Raw genomic sequence first — 18,172 nt, 5'->3', positions numbered from 1 at the left:
TTTTTGCCCGGACAATAAGCGAGGCGGCATGAGCGAGTTCTTTGAGCACAACGTCGATGTCATCCAGCAGCGCTGGCCGGCATTGGCTGTGCGCTTGCTGGTGGAAGTCACGAGCCTGTTGCAGGCGGATCTGGTGGAAGGCCTGGGCTCGACGTTGAGCATCAACGGCATTCAATTGACCAGCCGCCATGATCGCAGCCGCGAGGCCAGGGTCCAGGCCGACAGCTTGCCGCTCGGCAGCCCGGTGTTGCATGTGTACGGTACGGGGCTTGGCGATCTGCAAACGGTGTTGCTTGAGCGCGTCGGGCTTGAGCGCTTGTACGTGCACATTCTCAACGGTGCGGTATTCAACCTGGTGCTGCAATTGCTTGATCAGCAGCCGTGGCTCAGCGATCCGCGAGTCGAGTTGCTGTATGCCGGTGATCTTGCGGAAATCAGGTTACCGTTTTTTGCCTTGCCGTCTGAACTGGTCCTGGCCGATGACTTCACCGCGAAGATTCGGGATCGCCTGATCAGCGAAACTCACCTGGCCTTCAACAACCGAGAGTTCGACCCGCAGTCGCCTGAGATTATCGAGCGCTTGCAGGCGTGTCTGGCACTGGTGCAAACCGATCCTGACGTGGTTGAGTTGTTCGGTACTCGTCCCGGCCAGGAGGTGTTTGTCATTGCCACCGGCCCGAGCCTTGAACTGCATTTCGAGACTTTGCGCACAATTCGCAGCCAGGCTGAGCGGCCTTTGTTCATCTGCGTCGACACCGCTTTTCGGCCGTTGCTCAAACATGGCATTCGTCCCGACGTGGTGGTCAGCATCGATCAGCGCATTTCAGCCCGGCATTTGCCGCCTGAAGACACCCCCGACATCACGCTGGTGTACATGCCCATGCTTGATCCGTTGGTGCTCGAAGCCTGGCAAGGGACGCGTCATTGCAGTTACTCCGCCAGCCCTATCTATCAGTCGTTGCGTGCGCAATTGCCCAGGGGCGAGTTGTATGTCGGCGGTAGCGTGATTCACCCGGCCGCCGACCTGGCGGTGAAGATGGGCGCGGCGCAGATCACCCTGTTCGGTGCCGACTTCGCTTTCCCGGGCGACAAGACCCACGCTGGCTGGAGCGATGGCGACTTGGGGCCGCAACTGGGCGCCGCCAAACATTGGGTGCTGGATGGTCATGGACAGCGCATCAAGACTCAGCTCAATTTCCGCAGCTATCTGTGTGAACTGGAGCGGTTTATCGCCGGCCATCCGCAGGTGCGCTTCTATAACAGCAGCCGGGCGGGGGCGATGATCGCCGGGACCGTCTTTCATCCGGAGTTCGCTTCATGAGTGCTAGTGAGTCTTTTATCGGCGAAGCGCAGCACTGCGCCACCTTGTTCCGTTTGGGGCGCGATGTAGAAGCGGGGCTGGCGATGACCGAGCTGGTCGCTGCGGTTCACCCGACGTTTGATTCAAAGACGCTGGACGTACAGCAGCAATGGACGTTTGTGCTCGGTCAAATGTTTACGTGTCAGGAGGCGCAGAACTGGCTCGCCCTGGCGGATTATCTGGAATACGAACTGGTCGAGTTGCTGACCGACAGCCTGTCCCTTTAAGCAATATTTCTTCTGTCGGTGCTGGCGAGTCCTCGCCAACCCTGTCATCGACAGTTCCCTGACGTCAGTTTTTCGCTGCTATCACGCTGCCAACCCCTTGATTTACGGGGGGTGGCAACGTGATGGCAAATATTTTTGAAAATCCCCTAAAGCAAGTTGCATTGGCGACGATAACTATTACGAAGGTTCTCTAGGCCATACCCGGCGGTTGCCAGGGCCGGAAGCCGCAGTACCCAACCAACGAGGAATTCGTCATGGCTTTAACAGTAAACACCAACGTCACATCGTTGAACGTTCAGAAGAACCTCAACCGTGCTTCCGACGCTCTGTCGACTTCGATGTCTCGCCTGTCTTCCGGCCTGAAAATCAACAGCGCTAAAGACGACGCCGCCGGCCTGCAGATCGCTACCCGTATGACCTCGCAAATCCGCGGTCAGACCATGGCTATCAAAAACGCCAACGACGGTATCTCGATCGCTCAGACCGCTGAAGGCGCGATGCAGGAATCGACCAACATTCTGCAGCGTATGCGTGAACTGGCTGTTCAGGCACGAAACGACTCGAACGGTACTCAAGACCGCGTCGCTTTGAACAAAGAATTCGCGGCAATGTCGGACGAGCTGACTCGTATCGCCAAGTCGACCAACCTGAACGGCAAAAACCTGATCGACGGTACTGCTGGCACCATGACCTTCCAGGTGGGTTCCAACACCGGTTCGGCTAACCAGATCACTCTGACCCTGGCTTCCGGCTTCGACGCCGTAACCCTGTCCGTTGACTCGGCTACCCTGCAGATCACTGGTAACAGCTCGGCAACTGCTCAGGCTTCGTTCTCCGCTGCCCTGACCAAAATCGACTTGGCTCTGCAAACCATCAACACCAGCCGTGCCGACCTGGGTGCTGCACAAAACCGTCTGACCAGCACCATCTCCAACCTGCAGAACATCAACGAAAACGCCGCTGCTGCACTGGGTCGCGTACAAGATACCGACTTCGCTGCTGAAACTGCACAGCTGACCAAGCAACAAACTCTGCAACAAGCTTCCACCGCAGTTCTGGCTCAGGCCAACCAACTGCCATCCGCTGTACTGAAACTGCTTCAGTAATAGCTGATTGAGTTTTGGCGAGGGGTGTGCGCTGGTCGTGCCCTCTCGCTTTTTTACTTTTAGAGGTGATGGACATGGATATGAGCGTGAAGCTGAACTTGTCTTATCCGGCGGCCAAGCACGCGACTCCGGTTGCCGACAAGGCTGCGGAAAAGCCTCAAGCGGCGCCCGCGAAAGTGGTCGACGTCAAGGAAGCGCGCAAGACTGCCCAAACTGAACAGGACAAGCTGAAAATGGCGGTCCAGGAAATTGAAAAATTCGTTCAGTCGGTCAAGCGTAACCTGGAGTTCTCGATTGATGAGCCTTCGGGACAAGTCGTAGTAAAAGTCATTGCCAGTGAGTCGGGTGAGGTGGTTCGCCAGATCCCCAACGAAGAAGTCTTGAAACTGGCCAATAGTTTGAATGATGCAAGCAGCTTGTTGTTCAGCGCGAAAGCCTGACGGCTGGCACGAATTTTGTTGCTATGTTCTTTTGGGCGTTGTAGTGGTCAAAAGACCGGCGACACACTGAAGGGAGTTCCACATGGCTAGTCCAATTTTACCGGGCACGGGTTTAGGCTCAGGCCTTGATACCGGTGCTATCGTCAAGGCCTTGGTCAACGCTGACAAAGCGGCCAAACAAGGTCAGATCGACCGTGGGACCACAACCAACACGGCGAGCATCTCCGGGATTGGTACGCTGAAGTCGCTGCTGGCCACGTTCCAGAAAGCACTCACCGATCTGGGCAGCACGACCACCCCTCAGTTCACGGGTTATTCTGCTACGTCCTCGGACCCCAAAGTACTGACCTCCACGTCCAGCAACACCGCTGTTGCCGGCAATTACGTGGTCAAAGTCACCAGCCTTGCGACCTCGTCGAAAGTTGCCTCCGCGGCCTTTGCTGGCGGCGCAACCAGTCCGATCACGGCAGGCACGCTGACCATCACCCAGAACGGCACCAGCTACCCGGTGACCGTCGGTGCGGGCGCCACCCTGCAATCGGTGCGTGATTCGATCAACACTCAGTACCAGGCCAGCGGCCTGAGCGCGAACATCGTGACCGACAGCTTCGGTTCGCGCCTGGTGTTGGGTTCGACCACGACCGGTGCAGGTTCTGATATCTCCGCCACCGGCATCCCTGAGCTGACCATCGACGGCACAGCCCCAATGGCCGGCACACCGACTGCAACTTCTTCGGGTGCGATTGGTGGCCTGGCTGCGGATGCGGTGTTCTCGGTGGATGGTCTGGCGATGACCAGCAAGTCCAACACCGTTGACAAGACGATCTCCGGCCTGAGCCTGGTCCTGACTGGCGCCGGTACATCGACGGTTAACGTCGCGACCAACAACGATGGCCTGAAAGCATCGATCCAGAAGTTCGTTGACGCCTACAACGCCATTGCCAACGCAGTGACGTCCTTGACCAAACCGTCCCTGGACGACGATGGCAAGCCGACCGTTTCGGCCGCGTTGACCGGTGACCCGCTGCCACGTTCGCTGTTGGCCGCCATTCGTGCTCCGTTGTCCCAGACCGGTGCTGGCGACAAACTGACTGTGCTTTCCCAGTTGGGGATCACTACGGATCAAAAAACCGGTGCGCTGAACTTCGACGGCACCAAGTTCACTGCTGCGATGAACGACAAGAAGCTCGGTGGCGAAGTCCAGACCCTGTTTACCGGCACTAACGGTCTGCTCGAACGCATGAATAATGTGATCAAGCCGTACACCGATACCGGTGGCATCCTTGACACTCGCACCACCAACCTGAATGTGACCAAAACCAAGCTGACCGCTGATCAGGCTGCCTTGGATCGTCGGGTCGAAACACTGACCGCGGTACTGACCAAAAAGTACAACGACATGGATACCCTCGTGGGTAAGTTGAAGGCAACTGCCAGCAACATTACCGGGATGTTCGAGGCCATGGCCGCGCAGCAGAAGAACTCGTAACACGCATAACGCCAAAAGCCCGGCAGCGTTTTCAAGCGCTCCGGGCTTTTTGCATTTGAATCTAAAGTTTTTTGACGCGTCGTCGATACACTGGTTAGACGAACTACAGAATTTTGATGAGGTACAACATGAATCCAATGTTAGCCCTTCGCCAATACCAGAAGATTGGCGCTCAAGCGCAAACTTCCGAAGCCAGCCCTCATCGACTGGTACAGATGCTCATGGAAGGTGGCCTGGACCGTATTGCCCAGGCAAAAGGCGCGATGGAGCGTAAAGATATTCCGAACAAGGGTGTTCTGATCGGCAAGGCCATCGGCATCATTGGTGGTTTGCGTGAAGGCCTGGACCTCGAGAACTCCATCGAAACCGTCGGTGAGTTGGACAATCTTTACGCCTACATGATGAAGCGTCTGGCTGAAGCCAACATCAAGACCGACCCGAAGATTCTCGACGAAGTCGCTGATTTGCTTCGTACAGTCAAAGACGGTTGGGATGGTATTGCCGCACCGGGTCCGCAGTTTTAAGGAGATCACCATGAGTCTTGTATTGCAGCGAATCGAACACACCCGCGAAGCCCTGGTCGGTGCATTGGCCGAGCGCAATTGGGAAGCCATCGGTGAGTTGGACCTGGCGTGCCGATCCTGCATGGAAGACGTTTTAAGTGAGGCTTCGGTGGATGAGGCTGCGTTGCGCGACAATCTTGAGGAGTTGCTGGGGGTGTACAAGCAGCTGCTTGAGGCCGCGACGGGGGAGAGGCAAGCGATAGTCGACGAGATGTCGCAGATCCATCAAGCACAGAACGCGGCAAAGGTTTACCATCTGTTTGGTTAATTAATCCTCGGTTAATCCAAACATAGTGCGCCATAAATTTGACTGTGCACGGTTTTTTGACTTAACTAGTGGCTGGTTACAGATTTCAGGCGTGTACAGGCAGAATGTGTCTGCAAGCGTCTAGCTTGCCCCATCATTTTTGGGCATTGAGTTGACTAGGGAAGTTGCTATTGCATGTGGCGTGAAACCAAAATTCTGCTGATTGATGACGATAGCGTCCGCCGCCGCGACCTGGCGGTGATTTTAAATTTTCTCGGTGAAGAAAATTTACCCTGCGGAAGCCATGACTGGCAGCAGGCTGTCGGCTCTTTGTCATCAAGTCGTGAAGTGATCTGTGTCCTGATCGGGACGGTCAATGCTCCTGGCGCACTTACGGGCTTGTTAAAGACACTCGCAACCTGGGATGAGTTCCTTCCGGTTTTGTTAATGGGCGATAATTCTTCCATTGACCTGCCAGAAGACCAGCGTCGCCGAGTGCTTTCGACCCTCGAAATGCCACCCAGCTACAGCAAGCTGCTCGACTCCCTGCACCGTGCCCAGGTCTATCGCGAGATGTACGACCAGGCCCGCGAGCGCGGTCGTCACCGTGAACCCAATCTGTTCCGCAGCCTTGTCGGCACCAGCCGGGCGATTCAACACGTCCGTCAGATGATGCAGCAAGTGGCCGACACCGACGCCAGCGTGCTGATCCTCGGTGAGTCCGGCACAGGGAAGGAAGTGGTTGCGCGCAACTTGCACTACCACTCCAAGCGTCGTGACGCGCCATTCGTGCCTGTCAACTGCGGGGCGATCCCGGCCGAGTTGCTGGAAAGCGAATTGTTCGGCCACGAGAAGGGCGCCTTTACCGGGGCGATCACCAGCCGTGCCGGACGTTTCGAACTGGCTAATGGCGGTACGCTGTTTCTCGATGAGATCGGCGACATGCCGTTGCCGATGCAGGTCAAGCTGCTGCGCGTACTGCAGGAGCGCACCTTCGAGCGTGTGGGCAGCAACAAGACCCAAAGCGTCGACGTGCGCATCATTGCCGCGACCCACAAGAATCTCGAAAGCATGATCGAGATCGGCACCTTCCGCGAAGACTTGTACTACCGCCTGAACGTGTTCCCGATCGAGATGGCGCCGCTGCGCGAGCGCGTCGAAGACATCCCGTTGCTGATGAACGAATTGATCTCGCGCATGGAGCACGAGAAGCGCGGTTCGATCCGTTTCAACTCCGCCGCGATCATGTCGCTGTGCCGTCACGGCTGGCCGGGCAACGTTCGCGAACTCGCCAACCTGGTCGAGCGCATGGCGATCATGCACCCGTACGGGGTGATCGGCGTGGTCGAATTGCCGAAGAAATTCCGCTACGTCGACGACGAAGACGAGCAACTGGTCGACAGCCTGCGCAGCGATCTGGAAGAGCGGGTGGCCATCAACGGTCACACCCCGGACTTCACCGCCAGCGCCATGCTGCCGCCCGAAGGCCTGGACCTGAAAGACTACCTCGGTGGTCTGGAGCAGGGCCTGATTCAGCAGGCGCTGGATGATGCCAATGGCATCGTCGCACGCGCCGCTGAACGCCTGCGGATTCGTCGCACCACGCTGGTGGAAAAGATGCGCAAGTACGGCATGAGCCGTCGCGATGGTGATGAACAGGCGGATGATTGACGCCTGTTTTTCAAGTCCTTAATTTCTGGGCGGTTTTTTTTAGGCACGGGTATTGCTAAGTCCCTCGCAACGTTCCGTTTAACTGACGGTCAGCCAAGCGAGAGAGCACGATGCCCCAAGCCGCCCAGATGTCTCCTGTCCCTGACGCTTCGGGACAACCGTCGTCCGTAGAGCAGGCAAGCCGGCTTGGCCTTGAGCAGGCGTTTGCGCTGTTCAGCCAGATGTCGAGTCAACTGACCGATTCCTACAGCATGCTTGAAGCGCGGGTCACCGAGCTCAAGGGCGAATTGGCCGTGGTCAGTGCCCAGCGCATGCAAGAGCTGGCGGAAAAAGAACGCCTGGCCAATCGTCTGCAAAATCTCCTCGACCTGTTGCCCGGCGGCGTTATCGTTATCGATGCCCAAGGCATCGTGCGCGAAGCCAATCCGGCGGCGTGTGAGTTGCTCGGGCTGCCGCTCGAAGGCGAACTCTGGCGTCACGTCATCGCTCGATGTTTTGCGCCTCGCAAAGACGACGGACACGAAATCTCGCTCAAGGACGGTCGGCGTCTGTCGATCGCCACTCGCTCGCTGGACGCCGAACCGGGTCAGTTGGTGCTGCTCAACGACCTGACTGAAACCCGTCATCTGCAAGATCAGCTGGCCCGTCACGAACGCTTGTCTTCCCTCGGCCGAATGGTCGCCTCGTTGGCGCATCAGATTCGCACGCCGCTGTCGGCTGCTTTGCTGTACGCCAGTCACTTGACCGAGCAGGAATTGCCGGTCGCCACGCAACAGCGTTTTGCCGGTCGATTGAAAGAACGTCTGCATGAGCTGGAACATCAGGTTCGCGACATGCTGGTGTTCGCTCGCGGCGAGCTACCGCTGACCGATCGCGTGACGCCCAAGCATCTGATGCAATCGCTGCAAGCGGCGGCACTGACGCAGGTCCAGGACCTGCCAGTGCGTTGGCAGTGCGACAGTCATGCCGGCGAGTTGCTGTGCAATCGCGACACGCTGATCGGGGCGATCCTCAACCTGATCGAGAATGCGATTCAGGCGAGTGCCGGTGATGTCCGTTTGAAGGTTCACTTGTATACCCGAGATCACAACCTGCGTGTGTGCGTCAGCGACAACGGCAGCGGCATAGACAGCACCGTGCTGGCGCGTCTGGGTGAGCCGTTTTTCACCACCAAGACCACCGGCACCGGCTTGGGCCTGACCGTGGTCAAGGCCGTGGCCCGTGCGCATCAGGGTGAATTGCAGCTGCGCTCGCGGCCGGGTCGCGGTACGTGTGCGCTGGTGGTCCTGCCGCTTTTTTCGGGTGACAAATCCGGCGCTCAGGGAGCGGAATGAAAGGCATGGCAATCAAGGTTCTACTGGTCGAGGATGACCGCGCGCTACGCGAGGCCCTGGCCGATACGCTGATGCTGGCGGGGCATGATTTCAAGGCAGTGGGTTCGGCAGAGGAAGCGTTGGCGACCGTGGCCGTCGAGGCGTTCAATCTGGTGATCAGTGACGTCAATATGCCGGGCATGGACGGGCACCAGTTGCTCGGCTTGTTGCGGGCGCGTCAGCCGCAATTGCCGGTGTTGCTGATGACGGCCCATGGCGCCGTCGAGCGCGCAGTCGATGCGATGCGCCAGGGCGCAGCGGATTATCTGGTCAAGCCGTTCGAGCCCAAGGCCTTGCTGGATTTGGTCGCGCGTCACGCGTTGGGCAATCTCGGTACGTCGGAGGGCGAAGGTCCGGTGGCGTTCGAGCCGGCCAGCGCGCAATTGCTGGAGTTGGCCGCGCGAGTGGCGCGCAGTGATTCCACGGTGCTGATCTCTGGCGAGTCCGGCACCGGCAAGGAAGTATTGGCCCGCTACATTCATCAGCATTCCCATCGCGCCAGTCAGCCGTTTATTGCGATCAACTGCGCCGCGATCCCCGACAACATGCTGGAAGCCACGTTGTTCGGTCACGAAAAAGGCTCTTTCACCGGCGCCATCGCTGCGCAGGCCGGCAAGTTCGAACAAGCCGACGGCGGCACGATCCTGCTCGACGAAATTTCCGAAATGCCCCTCGGGCTACAGGCCAAGTTGCTGCGGGTGTTGCAGGAGCGTGAAGTCGAGCGCGTTGGCGCACGCAAAACCATCACCCTGGACATTCGGGTCGTGGCCACGACTAACCGCGATTTGGCCGGTGAAGTGGCGGCGGGGCGTTTTCGTGAAGATCTTTATTATCGACTGTCGGTGTTTCCGTTGGCCTGGCGTCCGCTGCGCGAGCGCACCGCCGACATCCTGCCGCTGGCCGAGCGACTGCTGACCAAACACGTCAATAAAATGAAGCACGCGGCAGCGAAGCTGTCGCCCGAGGCCCAGGCGTGCCTGATCGGTTATCCATGGCCGGGCAACGTGCGAGAGCTGGACAACGCAATCCAGCGAGCCTTGATTCTGCAGCAGGGTGGTTTGATCCAGCCGCAGGATTTCTGTCTGTCCGGGCCGGTTGCCTGTGCGCCGTTGCCGACATTGGTGGTTGCACCGTTGCGAGCCGTCGAGGTTGACGCCGAATCGGCTGGCGCACTGGGCGATGACCTGCGGCGCCGTGAATTCCAGATGATCATCGACACCTTGCGCTCCGAGCGGGGTCGTCGCAAAGAGGCCGCCGAGCGACTGGGCATCAGCCCGCGCACCTTGCGCTACAAGCTGGCGCAGATGCGCGACGCAGGAATGGACGTGGAAGCGTATCTGTTCGCCACCTGAAAGTTGACGCACCTGACACCGATCTAAATGTGGGAGCGAGCTTCTGTGGCGAGGGGGCTTGCCCCCGTTGGAGCGCGAAGCGGTCCCTGTTGAATTCAGTCTCAGCAAATGGCCAGAGTTTGCGACTGCTGCGCAGCCGAACGGGGCGGTGCGGCGGTCCGACAAGCCCCCTCGCCACAAAAGCTCGCTACCGCAATGGTTTTGTGGTGAGCCATGGATCGGAGGGCTTTTGTGTAGGGCAATCGCGGAGCTGGCACCCTTGTTGCTAACACCTCAGTACCCGCCGAGTGAGTGTCAAAAAATTGCGGGTCGCTAACGACGTAGCTTCGTCAAAGAGAGAAATCATGAGCCAAGGTATTGAATTTAATCGGTTGATGCTGGATATGCGTTCCATGCAAATGGATGCCATGTCTGCGTCGAAATCGACTGCCGCAGTCCCTGAATTGGGTGGCAGCAGCTTTTCCGACATGCTCGGTCAAGCCGTCAATAAAGTGAACGACACTCAGCAGGCATCCAATCAGCTGGCCAGTGCCTTCGAGATCGGCAAGAGCGGCGTCGACCTGACGGACGTGATGATTTCCTCGCAGAAGGCCAGCGTGTCTTTCCAGGCGTTGACGCAAGTGCGCAACAAACTGGTTCAGGCTTACCAAGACATCATGCAGATGCCGGTTTAAGGACGAATTGAGTCATGGCAGAAGCAGTCGCCGATAACCTTCCGGCCAAGGCCACCCCAATAGACGGCAAACCGCCGCTGTTCGGGTTGTCCTTCCTGGAAAACCTCTCCGAGATGACCATGCTGCGTCAGGTAGGCCTGTTGGTCGGCCTGGCTGCGAGCGTGGCGATTGGTTTTGCCGTGGTGCTGTGGTCGCAGCAGCCGGACTACCGGCCTCTGTACGGCAGCCTTGCCGGTATGGACGCCAAGCAGGTCATGGACACCCTGGCCTCCGCCGATATTCCTTACACCGTTGAACCGAACTCCGGTGCCTTGCTGGTCAAGGCCGATGATTTGTCCCGTGCGCGCCTGAAACTCGCGGCGGCTGGTGTCACTCCCAGCGACGGCAACATCGGTTTCGAAATCCTCGACAAGGACCAGGGCCTCGGGACCAGCCAGTTCATGGAAGCGACCCGTTATCGTCGCGGCCTCGAAGGCGAACTGGCGCGGACCATTTCCAGCCTGAACAACGTCAAGGGTGCCCGCGTGCACCTGGCCATTCCGAAAAGCTCGGTGTTCGTGCGTGATGAGCGCAAGCCAAGTGCTTCGATTCTGGTTGAACTGTATTCCGGCCGCTCCCTGGAGCCAGGCCAGGTACTGGCGATCATCAACCTGGTGGCCACCAGTGTTCCTGAGCTGAGCAAATCGCAGATCACCGTCGTCGACCAGAAGGGCAACCTGCTGTCGGATCAGGCGGAGAACTCCGAACTGACCATGGCTGGCAAGCAGTTCGATTACAGCCGTCGCATGGAAACCATGCTGACCCAGCGCGTGCACAACATCCTGCAACCGGTGCTGGGCAACGATCGCTATAAAGCCGAAGTGTCTGCCGATGTCGATTTCAGCGCCGTCGAGTCGACCTCCGAGCAGTTCAACCCGGACCAGCCGGCGTTGCGCAGCGAGCAGTCGGTCAACGAACAACGCACTGCCAGCAATGGCCCGCAAGGTGTGCCGGGTGCCTTGAGCAACCAGCCGCCGTCGCCGGCCTCGGCACCGCAAACCACTGGCGGCTCAACCGCCTCGGCCGGCATGGTGCAGCCAGGCCAGCCGTTGATCGATGCCAACGGTCAGCAAATCATGGACCCGGCCACCGGTCAGCCAATGCTGGCGCCGTACCCGGCGGACAAGCGTCAACAATCCACCAAGAACTTCGAGCTCGACCGTTCCATCAGCCACACCAAGCAACAGCAGGGCCGATTGAATCGCCTGTCGGTGTCGGTGGTGGTCGACGATCAGGTCAAGGTCAGCGCGGCCAACGGCGAAACCACCCGTGCGCCGTGGAGCGCCGACGAATTGGCGCGCTTCACTCGCCTGGTGCAGGACGCGGTCGGTTTCGACGCCAGCCGTGGCGACAGCGTCAGCGTGATCAACATGCCGTTCTCCGCAGAACGCGGTGAAGTGATTGCCGACATTCCGTTCTACTCGCAGCCGTGGTTCTGGGACATCGTCAAGCAAGTGATGGGCGTATTGTTCATCCTGGTGCTGGTGTTCGGCGTGCTGCGTCCGGTGCTCAACAACATCACCGGTGGCGGCAAAGACAAGCAACTTCTTGGCTTGGGCAGCGACGGGGAACTCGGTGGCATGGGCGGCCTGGACGGCGAACTGGCCAACGACCGTGTCAGCCTCGGCGGGCCGCAAAGCATCCTGCTGCCGAGCCCGAGCGAAGGCTATGACGCACAGTTGAATGCAATCAAGAGTCTGGTGGCAGAAGACCCGGGTCGCGTGGCCCAGGTCGTGAAAGAGTGGATTAACGCAGATGAGTGATAACCGAGCCGTTGCCGCCAAACTGACCAAGGTCGACAAAGCCGCGATTCTGCTGCTGTCCCTCGGTTCGACCGATGCTGCCCAGGTGTTGCGCCACATGGGGCCTAAAGAGGTCCAGCGCGTGGGTGTGGCGATGGCCCAGATGGGCAACGTCCACCGCGAGCAAGTCGAACAGGTCATGAGCGAGTTCGTCGACATCGTCGGCGACCAGACCAGCCTGGGCGTCGGCTCCGACGACTACGTGCGCAAAATGCTCACCCAGGCATTGGGCGAAGACAAGGCCAACGGCCTGATCGACCGCATCCTGCTGGGCGGCAACACCAGCGGCCTCGACAGCCTGAAGTGGATGGAACCGCGCGCCGTCGCCGACGTGATCCGTTACGAGCACCCACAGATTCAGGCCATCGTGGTCGCGTACCTCGACCCGGATCAGGCCGGCGAAGTGCTCGGCAACTTCGACCACAAGGTGCGCCTGGACATCATTCTGCGGGTCTCCTCGCTGAACACTGTGCAGCCGGCGGCTCTGAAAGAGCTCAACCAGATTCTCGAGAAGCAGTTCTCCGGCAACTCGAATGCCTCGCGCACCACCCTGGGTGGCATCAAGCGCGCGGCCGATATCATGAACTTCCTCGACAGCTCGATCGAAGGTCAGCTGATGGACTCGATCCGCGAAGTCGACGAAGACCTGTCCGGTCAGATCGAAGACCTCATGTTCGTGTTCAACAACCTGTCCGATGTCGACGACCGCGGGATTCAGGCGTTGCTGCGCGAAGTGTCTTCCGACGTGCTGGTACTGGCCCTCAAGGGTTCGGACGAAGGCGTCAAGGAAAAGATCTTCAAGAACATGTCCAAACGAGCGGCCGAACTGTTGCGCGACGACCTCGAGGCCAAAGGCCCGGTGCGTGTCAGCGACGTGGAAACCGCGCAGAAAGAAATCCTCACCATTGCCCGCCGTATGGCCGAAGCCGGAGAAATCGTTCTCGGCGGGAAGGGCGGCGAAGAGATGATCTAAGGTCACTATGTCGTCCAAACATGATGAGTCCCAGACCGACCTGATTCGCGGCAAGCACGTTGCCGGCTTCGACGTCTGGGCGCTGCCCAGTTTCGACCCTTTCGTCCCGGAACCCGAGCCAGAACCTGAGCCCGAGCCGCCGGAGATGGAAGAAGTGCCGCTGGACGAAGTCCAGCCACTGACCCTCGAAGAACTCGAAGCGATCCGCCAGGAAGCCTACAACGAAGGCTTCGCCGTGGGCGAGAAAGAAGGTTTCCACAGCACCACGCTCAAGGTTCGCCAGGAAGCCGAAGCGGCGCTGGCGCCGAAGATTGCCGGTCTTGAGCAACTGATGGTCAACCTCTTCGAGCCTATCGCCGAGCAGGACACGTTCATTGAGCGATCCATGATCGACCTCGTGCAGCACATCACCAAACAGGTGATCCAGCGCGAATTGGCCATCGACTCGACGCAGATCGAACACGTCATGCGTGAAGCGCTCAAGCTCCTGCCGTTGGGCGCGGGCAATGTGCGCCTGTACATCAATCCGCAGGACTTCGAACAAGTCAAAGCCCTGCGCGAACGCCACGAAGAAACCTGGCGCATCGTCGAGGACGAGTCGCTGTTGCCGGGCGGTTGCCGGGTAGAAACCGAACACAGCCGTATCGACGCCACCGTCGAAACCCGTATCGCCCAAGTCATGGCCAAGCTGCTCGATCAGTTGCACGATCAGGCGCTGCACCCAGCAGCAGCGGATCTGCACCTGGAACTGCCGGTTGACGAAAAGCCTGCTGTTACGTCGGTCGACGCGGAACTGGACGTCCCTGATGCGCCTTGATCGCACCAGCTTCGCCAAACGCCTGGGCGGTTACGCCGAGGCCACGGAACTGGCCGGCGCACCGATCCTTGAAGGGCGCTTGCTGCGTATGGTCGGCCTGACCCTCGAAGCCGAAGGCTTGCGTGCGGCCATGGGCAGTCGCTGCATGGTCATCAACGACGACAGCTATCACCCGGTACAGGTCGAAGCCGAGGTCATGGGCTTCTCCGGCAGCAAAGTGTTCCTGATGCCCGTCGGCAGCGTTGCGGGCATCGCGCCCGGTGCCCGCGTGGTTCCGCTGGCCGATACCGGTCGCTTGCCAATGGGCATGAGCATGCTCGGTCGAGTGCTCGATGGTGCCGGTCGTGCGCTGGACGGCAAGGGCGGGATGAAAGCCGAAGACTGGGTGCCGATGGACGGCCCCACCATCAACCCGCTCAAGCGCGAACCGATCAGCGAGCCGCTGGACGTCGGCATTCGTACGATCAACGGGTTGTTGACGGTCGGTCGCGGCCAGCGGCTCGGGCTGTTCGCCGGTACCGGTGTGGGTAAATCGGTGCTGCTGGGCATGATGACGCGCTTCACCGAGGCCGACATTATCGTCGTCGGCCTGATCGGTGAGCGGGGTCGTGAAGTTAAGGAGTTCATCGAGCACATCCTCGGTGAAGAAGGGCTCAAGCGTTCCGTGGTCGTGGCGTCGCCGGCGGACGATGCGCCGTTGATGCGTCTGCGCGCGGCGATGTACTGCACGCGTATCGCCGAATATTTTCGCGACAAGGGCAAGAACGTCCTGTTGCTCATGGATTCCCTGACCCGTTTCGCCCAGGCCCAGCGGGAAATCGCCCTGGCCATCGGCGAACCGCCGGCCACCAAGGGTTATCCGCCGTCGGTATTCGCCAAGTTGCCAAAACTGGTGGAGCGCGCCGGTAACGCCGAGAAGGGCGGTGGTTCGATCACGGCGTTTTATACCGTGTTGTCCGAAGGCGATGACCAGCAGGATCCGATTGCCGATGCCGCGCGAGGCGTGCTCGACGGCCACATCGTGTTGTCCCGGCGCCTGGCGGAAGAAGGTCATTACCCGGCCATCGACATCGAAGCGTCCATCAGCCGGGTCATGCCATCGGTGGTCAGCCCTGAGCACATGGCCCGCGCGCAGATGTTCAAGCAGTACTGGTCACGCTATCAGCAGAGTCGCGACTTGATCAGCGTCGGTGCGTATGTACCGGGCGGTGATCGTGAGACCGACACCGCGATCTCCCTCCAGCCAGCCATGGTCACTTACCTGCGTCAGGGTTTGAACGACAACATCGGCATGGGCGCCAGCGTCAACCATCTCGCTTCCATCTTCGCTCCTGCCGCGGGCGGCTAACCGGCCATGGCACTGAGCCGAGCCGCGCGCCTGGCACCCGTGGTGGAAATGGCTGAAAAGGCCGAGAAAGCCGCAGTCATGCGCCTCGGGCATTTTCAGGGCCAGGTGCGAGTGGCGGAAAGTAAGCTCGCCGACCTTGAAGCCTTCCGCCTCGAATACCAGGAACAATGGATCGTACGCGGCAGCAGTGGTGTTTCCGGCCAGTGGTTGCTGGGGTATCAGGGCTTCCTGGCGCAACTCGGTACGGCCATCGATCAGCAGCGACAGAGCCTGAACTGGCATCAAAACAACCTGAACAAGGCGCGCGATACCTGGCAGCAGGCGTTCGCCCGTGTCGAAGGCCTGCGAAAACTTGTACAACGCTACATGGACGAGGCACGGCAGCTGGAAGACAAGCGCGAGCAGAAATTGCTCGATGAGTTGTCGCAGCGCTTGCCCAGACATGATCCGTATTGAATCAGTGGTTCCGTGTCATCGTTCTTCGCGGGCAAGCCACGCTCCCACAGGTCTGGTGTCGATCGCATTTACTTTGCACGACACGAATACTGCGGGAGCGTGGCTTGCCCGCGAAGGCGTACTCGAAGACACTGCAACTTATCAATCTTGCTCCCCTTCCAACCAAGTGCTAAACCTTGTACAGCACGTTAGCCAATGACAAGGAAGCCGTTAAATGTCAGTCATTTCAGAAGTGTCCCAAGATGGGCAAAAACTGACGATTTCGGTCAAGGGACGATTCGATTTCGCCAAGCATCAGGAATTTCGTGAGTCGTACGAAAATCTTGAGCCAAAACCCGAGTCCTTCGAAGTCAATCTGAAGGACGCCACCTATCTCGACAGTTCGGCGCTCGGCATGCTGTTGCTGTTGCGAGATCACGCTGGCGGCGAGAATGCGGAAATCAAGTTGACCAACGCGAATTCCGATGTGCGAAAAATTCTCGCCATCTCCAACTTTGAACAGATTTTCGACGTAGCGTGACCGCTATGTCTCCATCGCTCGAACCCCTGACGATCCTCATCGCCGAAGACAGCGCGGCCGATCGCATGCTGCTGTCGAGCATCGTCCGCCGTCAGGGCCATAACGTGCTGACCGCCGCCAATGGTGCCGAGGCGGTCGAGACGTTTCGTCAACAACGACCACACCTGGTGTTGATGGACGCGATGATGCCGGTGATGGACGGTTTCGAGGCGGCGCGGCAGATCAAGCTGCTCGCCGGGGAAACCCTGGTGCCGATCATCTTCCTGACCTCGCTCACCGAGAGCGAAGCCCTGGCCCGATGCCTGGAGGCTGGCGGCGACGACTTTCTGGCAAAGCCCTATAACCCGGTGATTCTCGCCGCCAAGATCAAGGCGATGGATCGCCTGCGGCGCTTGCAGGCCACCGTATTGCAGCAACGCGATCTGATCGCCAGGCACCACGACTATTTACTCAACGAGCAACGGGTGGCCAAGGCAGTGTTCGACAAGGTCGCGCATTCGGGCTGCCTGAATGCACCAAACATCCGCTATCTGCAATCGCCTTATGCGCTGTTCAACGGTGATCTGCTGTTGGCTGCCTTTACCCCGGCGGGGGACATGCACGTGCTGCTGGGGGATTTCACCGGTCACGGTTTACCCGCGGCGGTGGGCGCCATGCCGCTGGCTGAAGTCTTCTACGGCATGACCGCGAAGGGCTACGGCCTGTCCGAAACCCTGCGCGAGATGAACGCCAAGCTCAAACGCATCCTGCCGGTGGATATGTTCTGCTGCGCAACCTTGCTGTGTCTGAGCTTTCAGCGACGCTCGGTGGAGGTCTGGAATGGCGGAATGCCGGACGGTTATCTGCACACCATCGCCACGGGGGAGCGTAAGCCGCTGACTGCCCGTCACTTGCCTTTGGGGGTGCTGAGCCCGCAAACCTTCAATGACCGCACCGAAGTGTTCCCGATGGCCCTCGGGGATCGAGTGTTCCTGTTGTCCGACGGGGTCATCGACACCTGCGATGGCAACGAGCAATTGTTTGGCGTGGACCGGTTGCAGCGGGTGTTTGCAGCCAATCGTCAGCCTGACGCGCTGTTTGGGGAAATCGGGCAGGCCCTGCGCGATTTTGGCGGTGAGGCCCGCGATGATGTGAGCATGGTCGAGGTCAGTCTGCTGGAGGCGACGCAACTGACCCCTCCGGCGCTGGTGTACTCCGACAGCGGCCAGTCCTGCCCGCTGGACTGGTCGGTGAATTTCGAATTTCGCGCCGAGACCCTCAAGCGCTTTAATCCGCTGCCGTACCTTTTGCAGTTGTTGCTTGAGGTCCACGGGTTGCGGGCTCAAAGCGGCGCGCTCTACAGTGTGCTCGCCGAGCTGTATTCCAATGCGCTGGAACACGGCGTGCTGGGGCTGGACTCAAGCCTCAAGCGCGATGCGTTGGGTTTTGCTCGCTATTACCAGCAACGCAATGACCGGTTGGAGGCGTTGCAGGACGGTTATGTGCGGGTGCATTTGCAGGTCGCGCCGCAAGGCAAGGGCGGCTGCCTGGTCGTCCGGGTTGAAGACAGTGGCAAGGGGTTCGACGTGGCGCGAGTGCTGGAACGCCCCCTTGATGGCGTCCGTCTGTCGGGTCGTGGTGTCAGTCTTGTCCGCCAGTTGGGCCGTAACGCGAGCTGGTCTGACGAGGGGCGTAGTGCGCGCGTGGAGTTTTTCTGGGAGGCTCTGGCATAATTC

18 protein-coding genes are annotated in these 18,172 nt (G+C 59.4%); all 18 read left to right on the top strand.

Annotation, left to right across the window (positions count from 1 at the left end; genetic code table 11):
- Positions 1-28 precede the first annotated feature (28 nt).
- The 18 genes from EAH78_RS27220 (at position 29) to EAH78_RS27130 (ending at position 18,169) form a co-directional block, all read left to right on the top strand.
- Complete coding sequence (locus tag EAH78_RS27220; RefSeq protein ID WP_140670767.1) at positions 29-1,321, top strand: motility associated factor glycosyltransferase family protein; 1,293 nt, start codon at positions 29-31, stop codon at positions 1,319-1,321.
- Positions 1,318-1,587 carry a hypothetical protein gene (locus EAH78_RS27215; RefSeq protein ID WP_140670765.1) on the top strand — a complete coding sequence of 90 codons (270 nt, stop codon included), beginning with the start codon at positions 1,318-1,320 and terminating at the stop codon, positions 1,585-1,587. The genes EAH78_RS27220 and EAH78_RS27215 overlap by 4 nt, the downstream gene beginning before the upstream one ends.
- Before the next feature lie 254 nt (positions 1,588-1,841).
- A complete protein-coding gene (locus EAH78_RS27210) occupies positions 1,842-2,693 on the top strand; it encodes a flagellin domain-containing protein (RefSeq protein WP_140670763.1) in 852 nt (283 codons plus the stop codon).
- A 74-nt stretch (positions 2,694-2,767) separates the two neighbouring features.
- Positions 2,768-3,133 carry a flagellar protein FlaG gene (locus tag EAH78_RS27205; protein ID WP_140670833.1) on the top strand — a complete coding sequence of 122 codons (366 nt, stop codon included), beginning with the start codon at positions 2,768-2,770 and terminating at the stop codon, positions 3,131-3,133.
- A gap of 82 nt (positions 3,134-3,215) precedes the next feature.
- Complete coding sequence (fliD, locus tag EAH78_RS27200) at positions 3,216-4,622, top strand: flagellar filament capping protein FliD (RefSeq protein WP_140670761.1); 1,407 nt, start codon at positions 3,216-3,218, stop codon at positions 4,620-4,622.
- Between the two features lie 128 nt (positions 4,623-4,750).
- Positions 4,751-5,146, top strand: coding sequence for a flagellar export chaperone FliS (gene fliS, locus EAH78_RS27195; RefSeq protein ID WP_027922350.1), 396 nt, complete (start codon positions 4,751-4,753; stop codon positions 5,144-5,146).
- 10 nt (positions 5,147-5,156) lie between these two features.
- Positions 5,157-5,453: a hypothetical protein gene (locus tag EAH78_RS27190; RefSeq protein WP_046032823.1), complete on the top strand. Its 297-nt coding sequence runs from the start codon at positions 5,157-5,159 to the stop codon at positions 5,451-5,453.
- 174 nt (positions 5,454-5,627) lie between these two features.
- On the top strand, positions 5,628-7,103 hold the full coding sequence (locus tag EAH78_RS27185; protein ID WP_140670759.1) for a sigma-54 dependent transcriptional regulator: 1,476 nt from the start codon (positions 5,628-5,630) through the stop codon (positions 7,101-7,103).
- A 128-nt stretch (positions 7,104-7,231) separates the two neighbouring features.
- Positions 7,232-8,437 carry a sensor histidine kinase gene (locus EAH78_RS27180; protein ID WP_170219179.1) on the top strand — a complete coding sequence of 402 codons (1,206 nt, stop codon included), beginning with the start codon at positions 7,232-7,234 and terminating at the stop codon, positions 8,435-8,437.
- Between the two features lie 5 nt (positions 8,438-8,442).
- A complete protein-coding gene (gene fleR / locus EAH78_RS27175; protein WP_140670754.1) occupies positions 8,443-9,828 on the top strand; it encodes a sigma-54-dependent response regulator transcription factor FleR in 1,386 nt (461 codons plus the stop codon).
- A 344-nt stretch (positions 9,829-10,172) separates the two neighbouring features.
- The gene (fliE, locus tag EAH78_RS27165) at positions 10,173-10,502 is read left to right on the top strand and encodes a flagellar hook-basal body complex protein FliE (RefSeq protein ID WP_140670752.1); all 330 of its coding nucleotides are present in this window, start codon (positions 10,173-10,175) and stop codon (positions 10,500-10,502) included.
- A gap of 14 nt (positions 10,503-10,516) precedes the next feature.
- The gene (gene fliF, locus EAH78_RS27160; protein ID WP_140670750.1) at positions 10,517-12,304 is read left to right on the top strand and encodes a flagellar basal-body MS-ring/collar protein FliF; all 1,788 of its coding nucleotides are present in this window, start codon (positions 10,517-10,519) and stop codon (positions 12,302-12,304) included.
- Positions 12,297-13,316, top strand: coding sequence for a flagellar motor switch protein FliG (fliG, locus tag EAH78_RS27155; protein WP_007894195.1), 1,020 nt, complete (start codon positions 12,297-12,299; stop codon positions 13,314-13,316). Before fliF ends, fliG begins: the two co-directional genes overlap by 8 nt.
- 7 nt (positions 13,317-13,323) lie before the next feature.
- Entirely contained in the window at positions 13,324-14,133 is an 810-nt protein-coding gene (gene fliH / locus EAH78_RS27150) for a flagellar assembly protein FliH (protein ID WP_140670748.1), read from the top strand.
- A complete protein-coding gene (fliI, locus tag EAH78_RS27145; protein WP_123434037.1) occupies positions 14,123-15,481 on the top strand; it encodes a flagellar protein export ATPase FliI in 1,359 nt (452 codons plus the stop codon). The genes fliH and fliI overlap by 11 nt, the downstream gene beginning before the upstream one ends.
- 6 nt (positions 15,482-15,487) lie before the next feature.
- Positions 15,488-15,937, top strand: a complete 450-nt coding sequence (gene fliJ / locus EAH78_RS27140; protein ID WP_123434038.1) for a flagellar export protein FliJ — start codon at positions 15,488-15,490, stop codon at positions 15,935-15,937.
- A 214-nt stretch (positions 15,938-16,151) separates the two neighbouring features.
- Positions 16,152-16,457, top strand: a complete 306-nt coding sequence (locus tag EAH78_RS27135) for an STAS domain-containing protein (RefSeq protein ID WP_140670746.1) — start codon at positions 16,152-16,154, stop codon at positions 16,455-16,457.
- Positions 16,458-16,462: 5 nt separating this feature from the next.
- A complete protein-coding gene (locus tag EAH78_RS27130) occupies positions 16,463-18,169 on the top strand; it encodes a fused response regulator/phosphatase (protein WP_140670744.1) in 1,707 nt (568 codons plus the stop codon).
- Positions 18,170-18,172 lie beyond the last annotated feature (3 nt).

This window comes from Pseudomonas arsenicoxydans, assembly GCF_006438915.1.
Lineage (GTDB): Bacteria > Pseudomonadota > Gammaproteobacteria > Pseudomonadales > Pseudomonadaceae > Aquipseudomonas > Aquipseudomonas arsenicoxydans_A.
The sequence above is the reverse complement of the archived record's forward strand: the minus strand, read 5'-3'. Positions and strand labels throughout refer to the sequence as shown.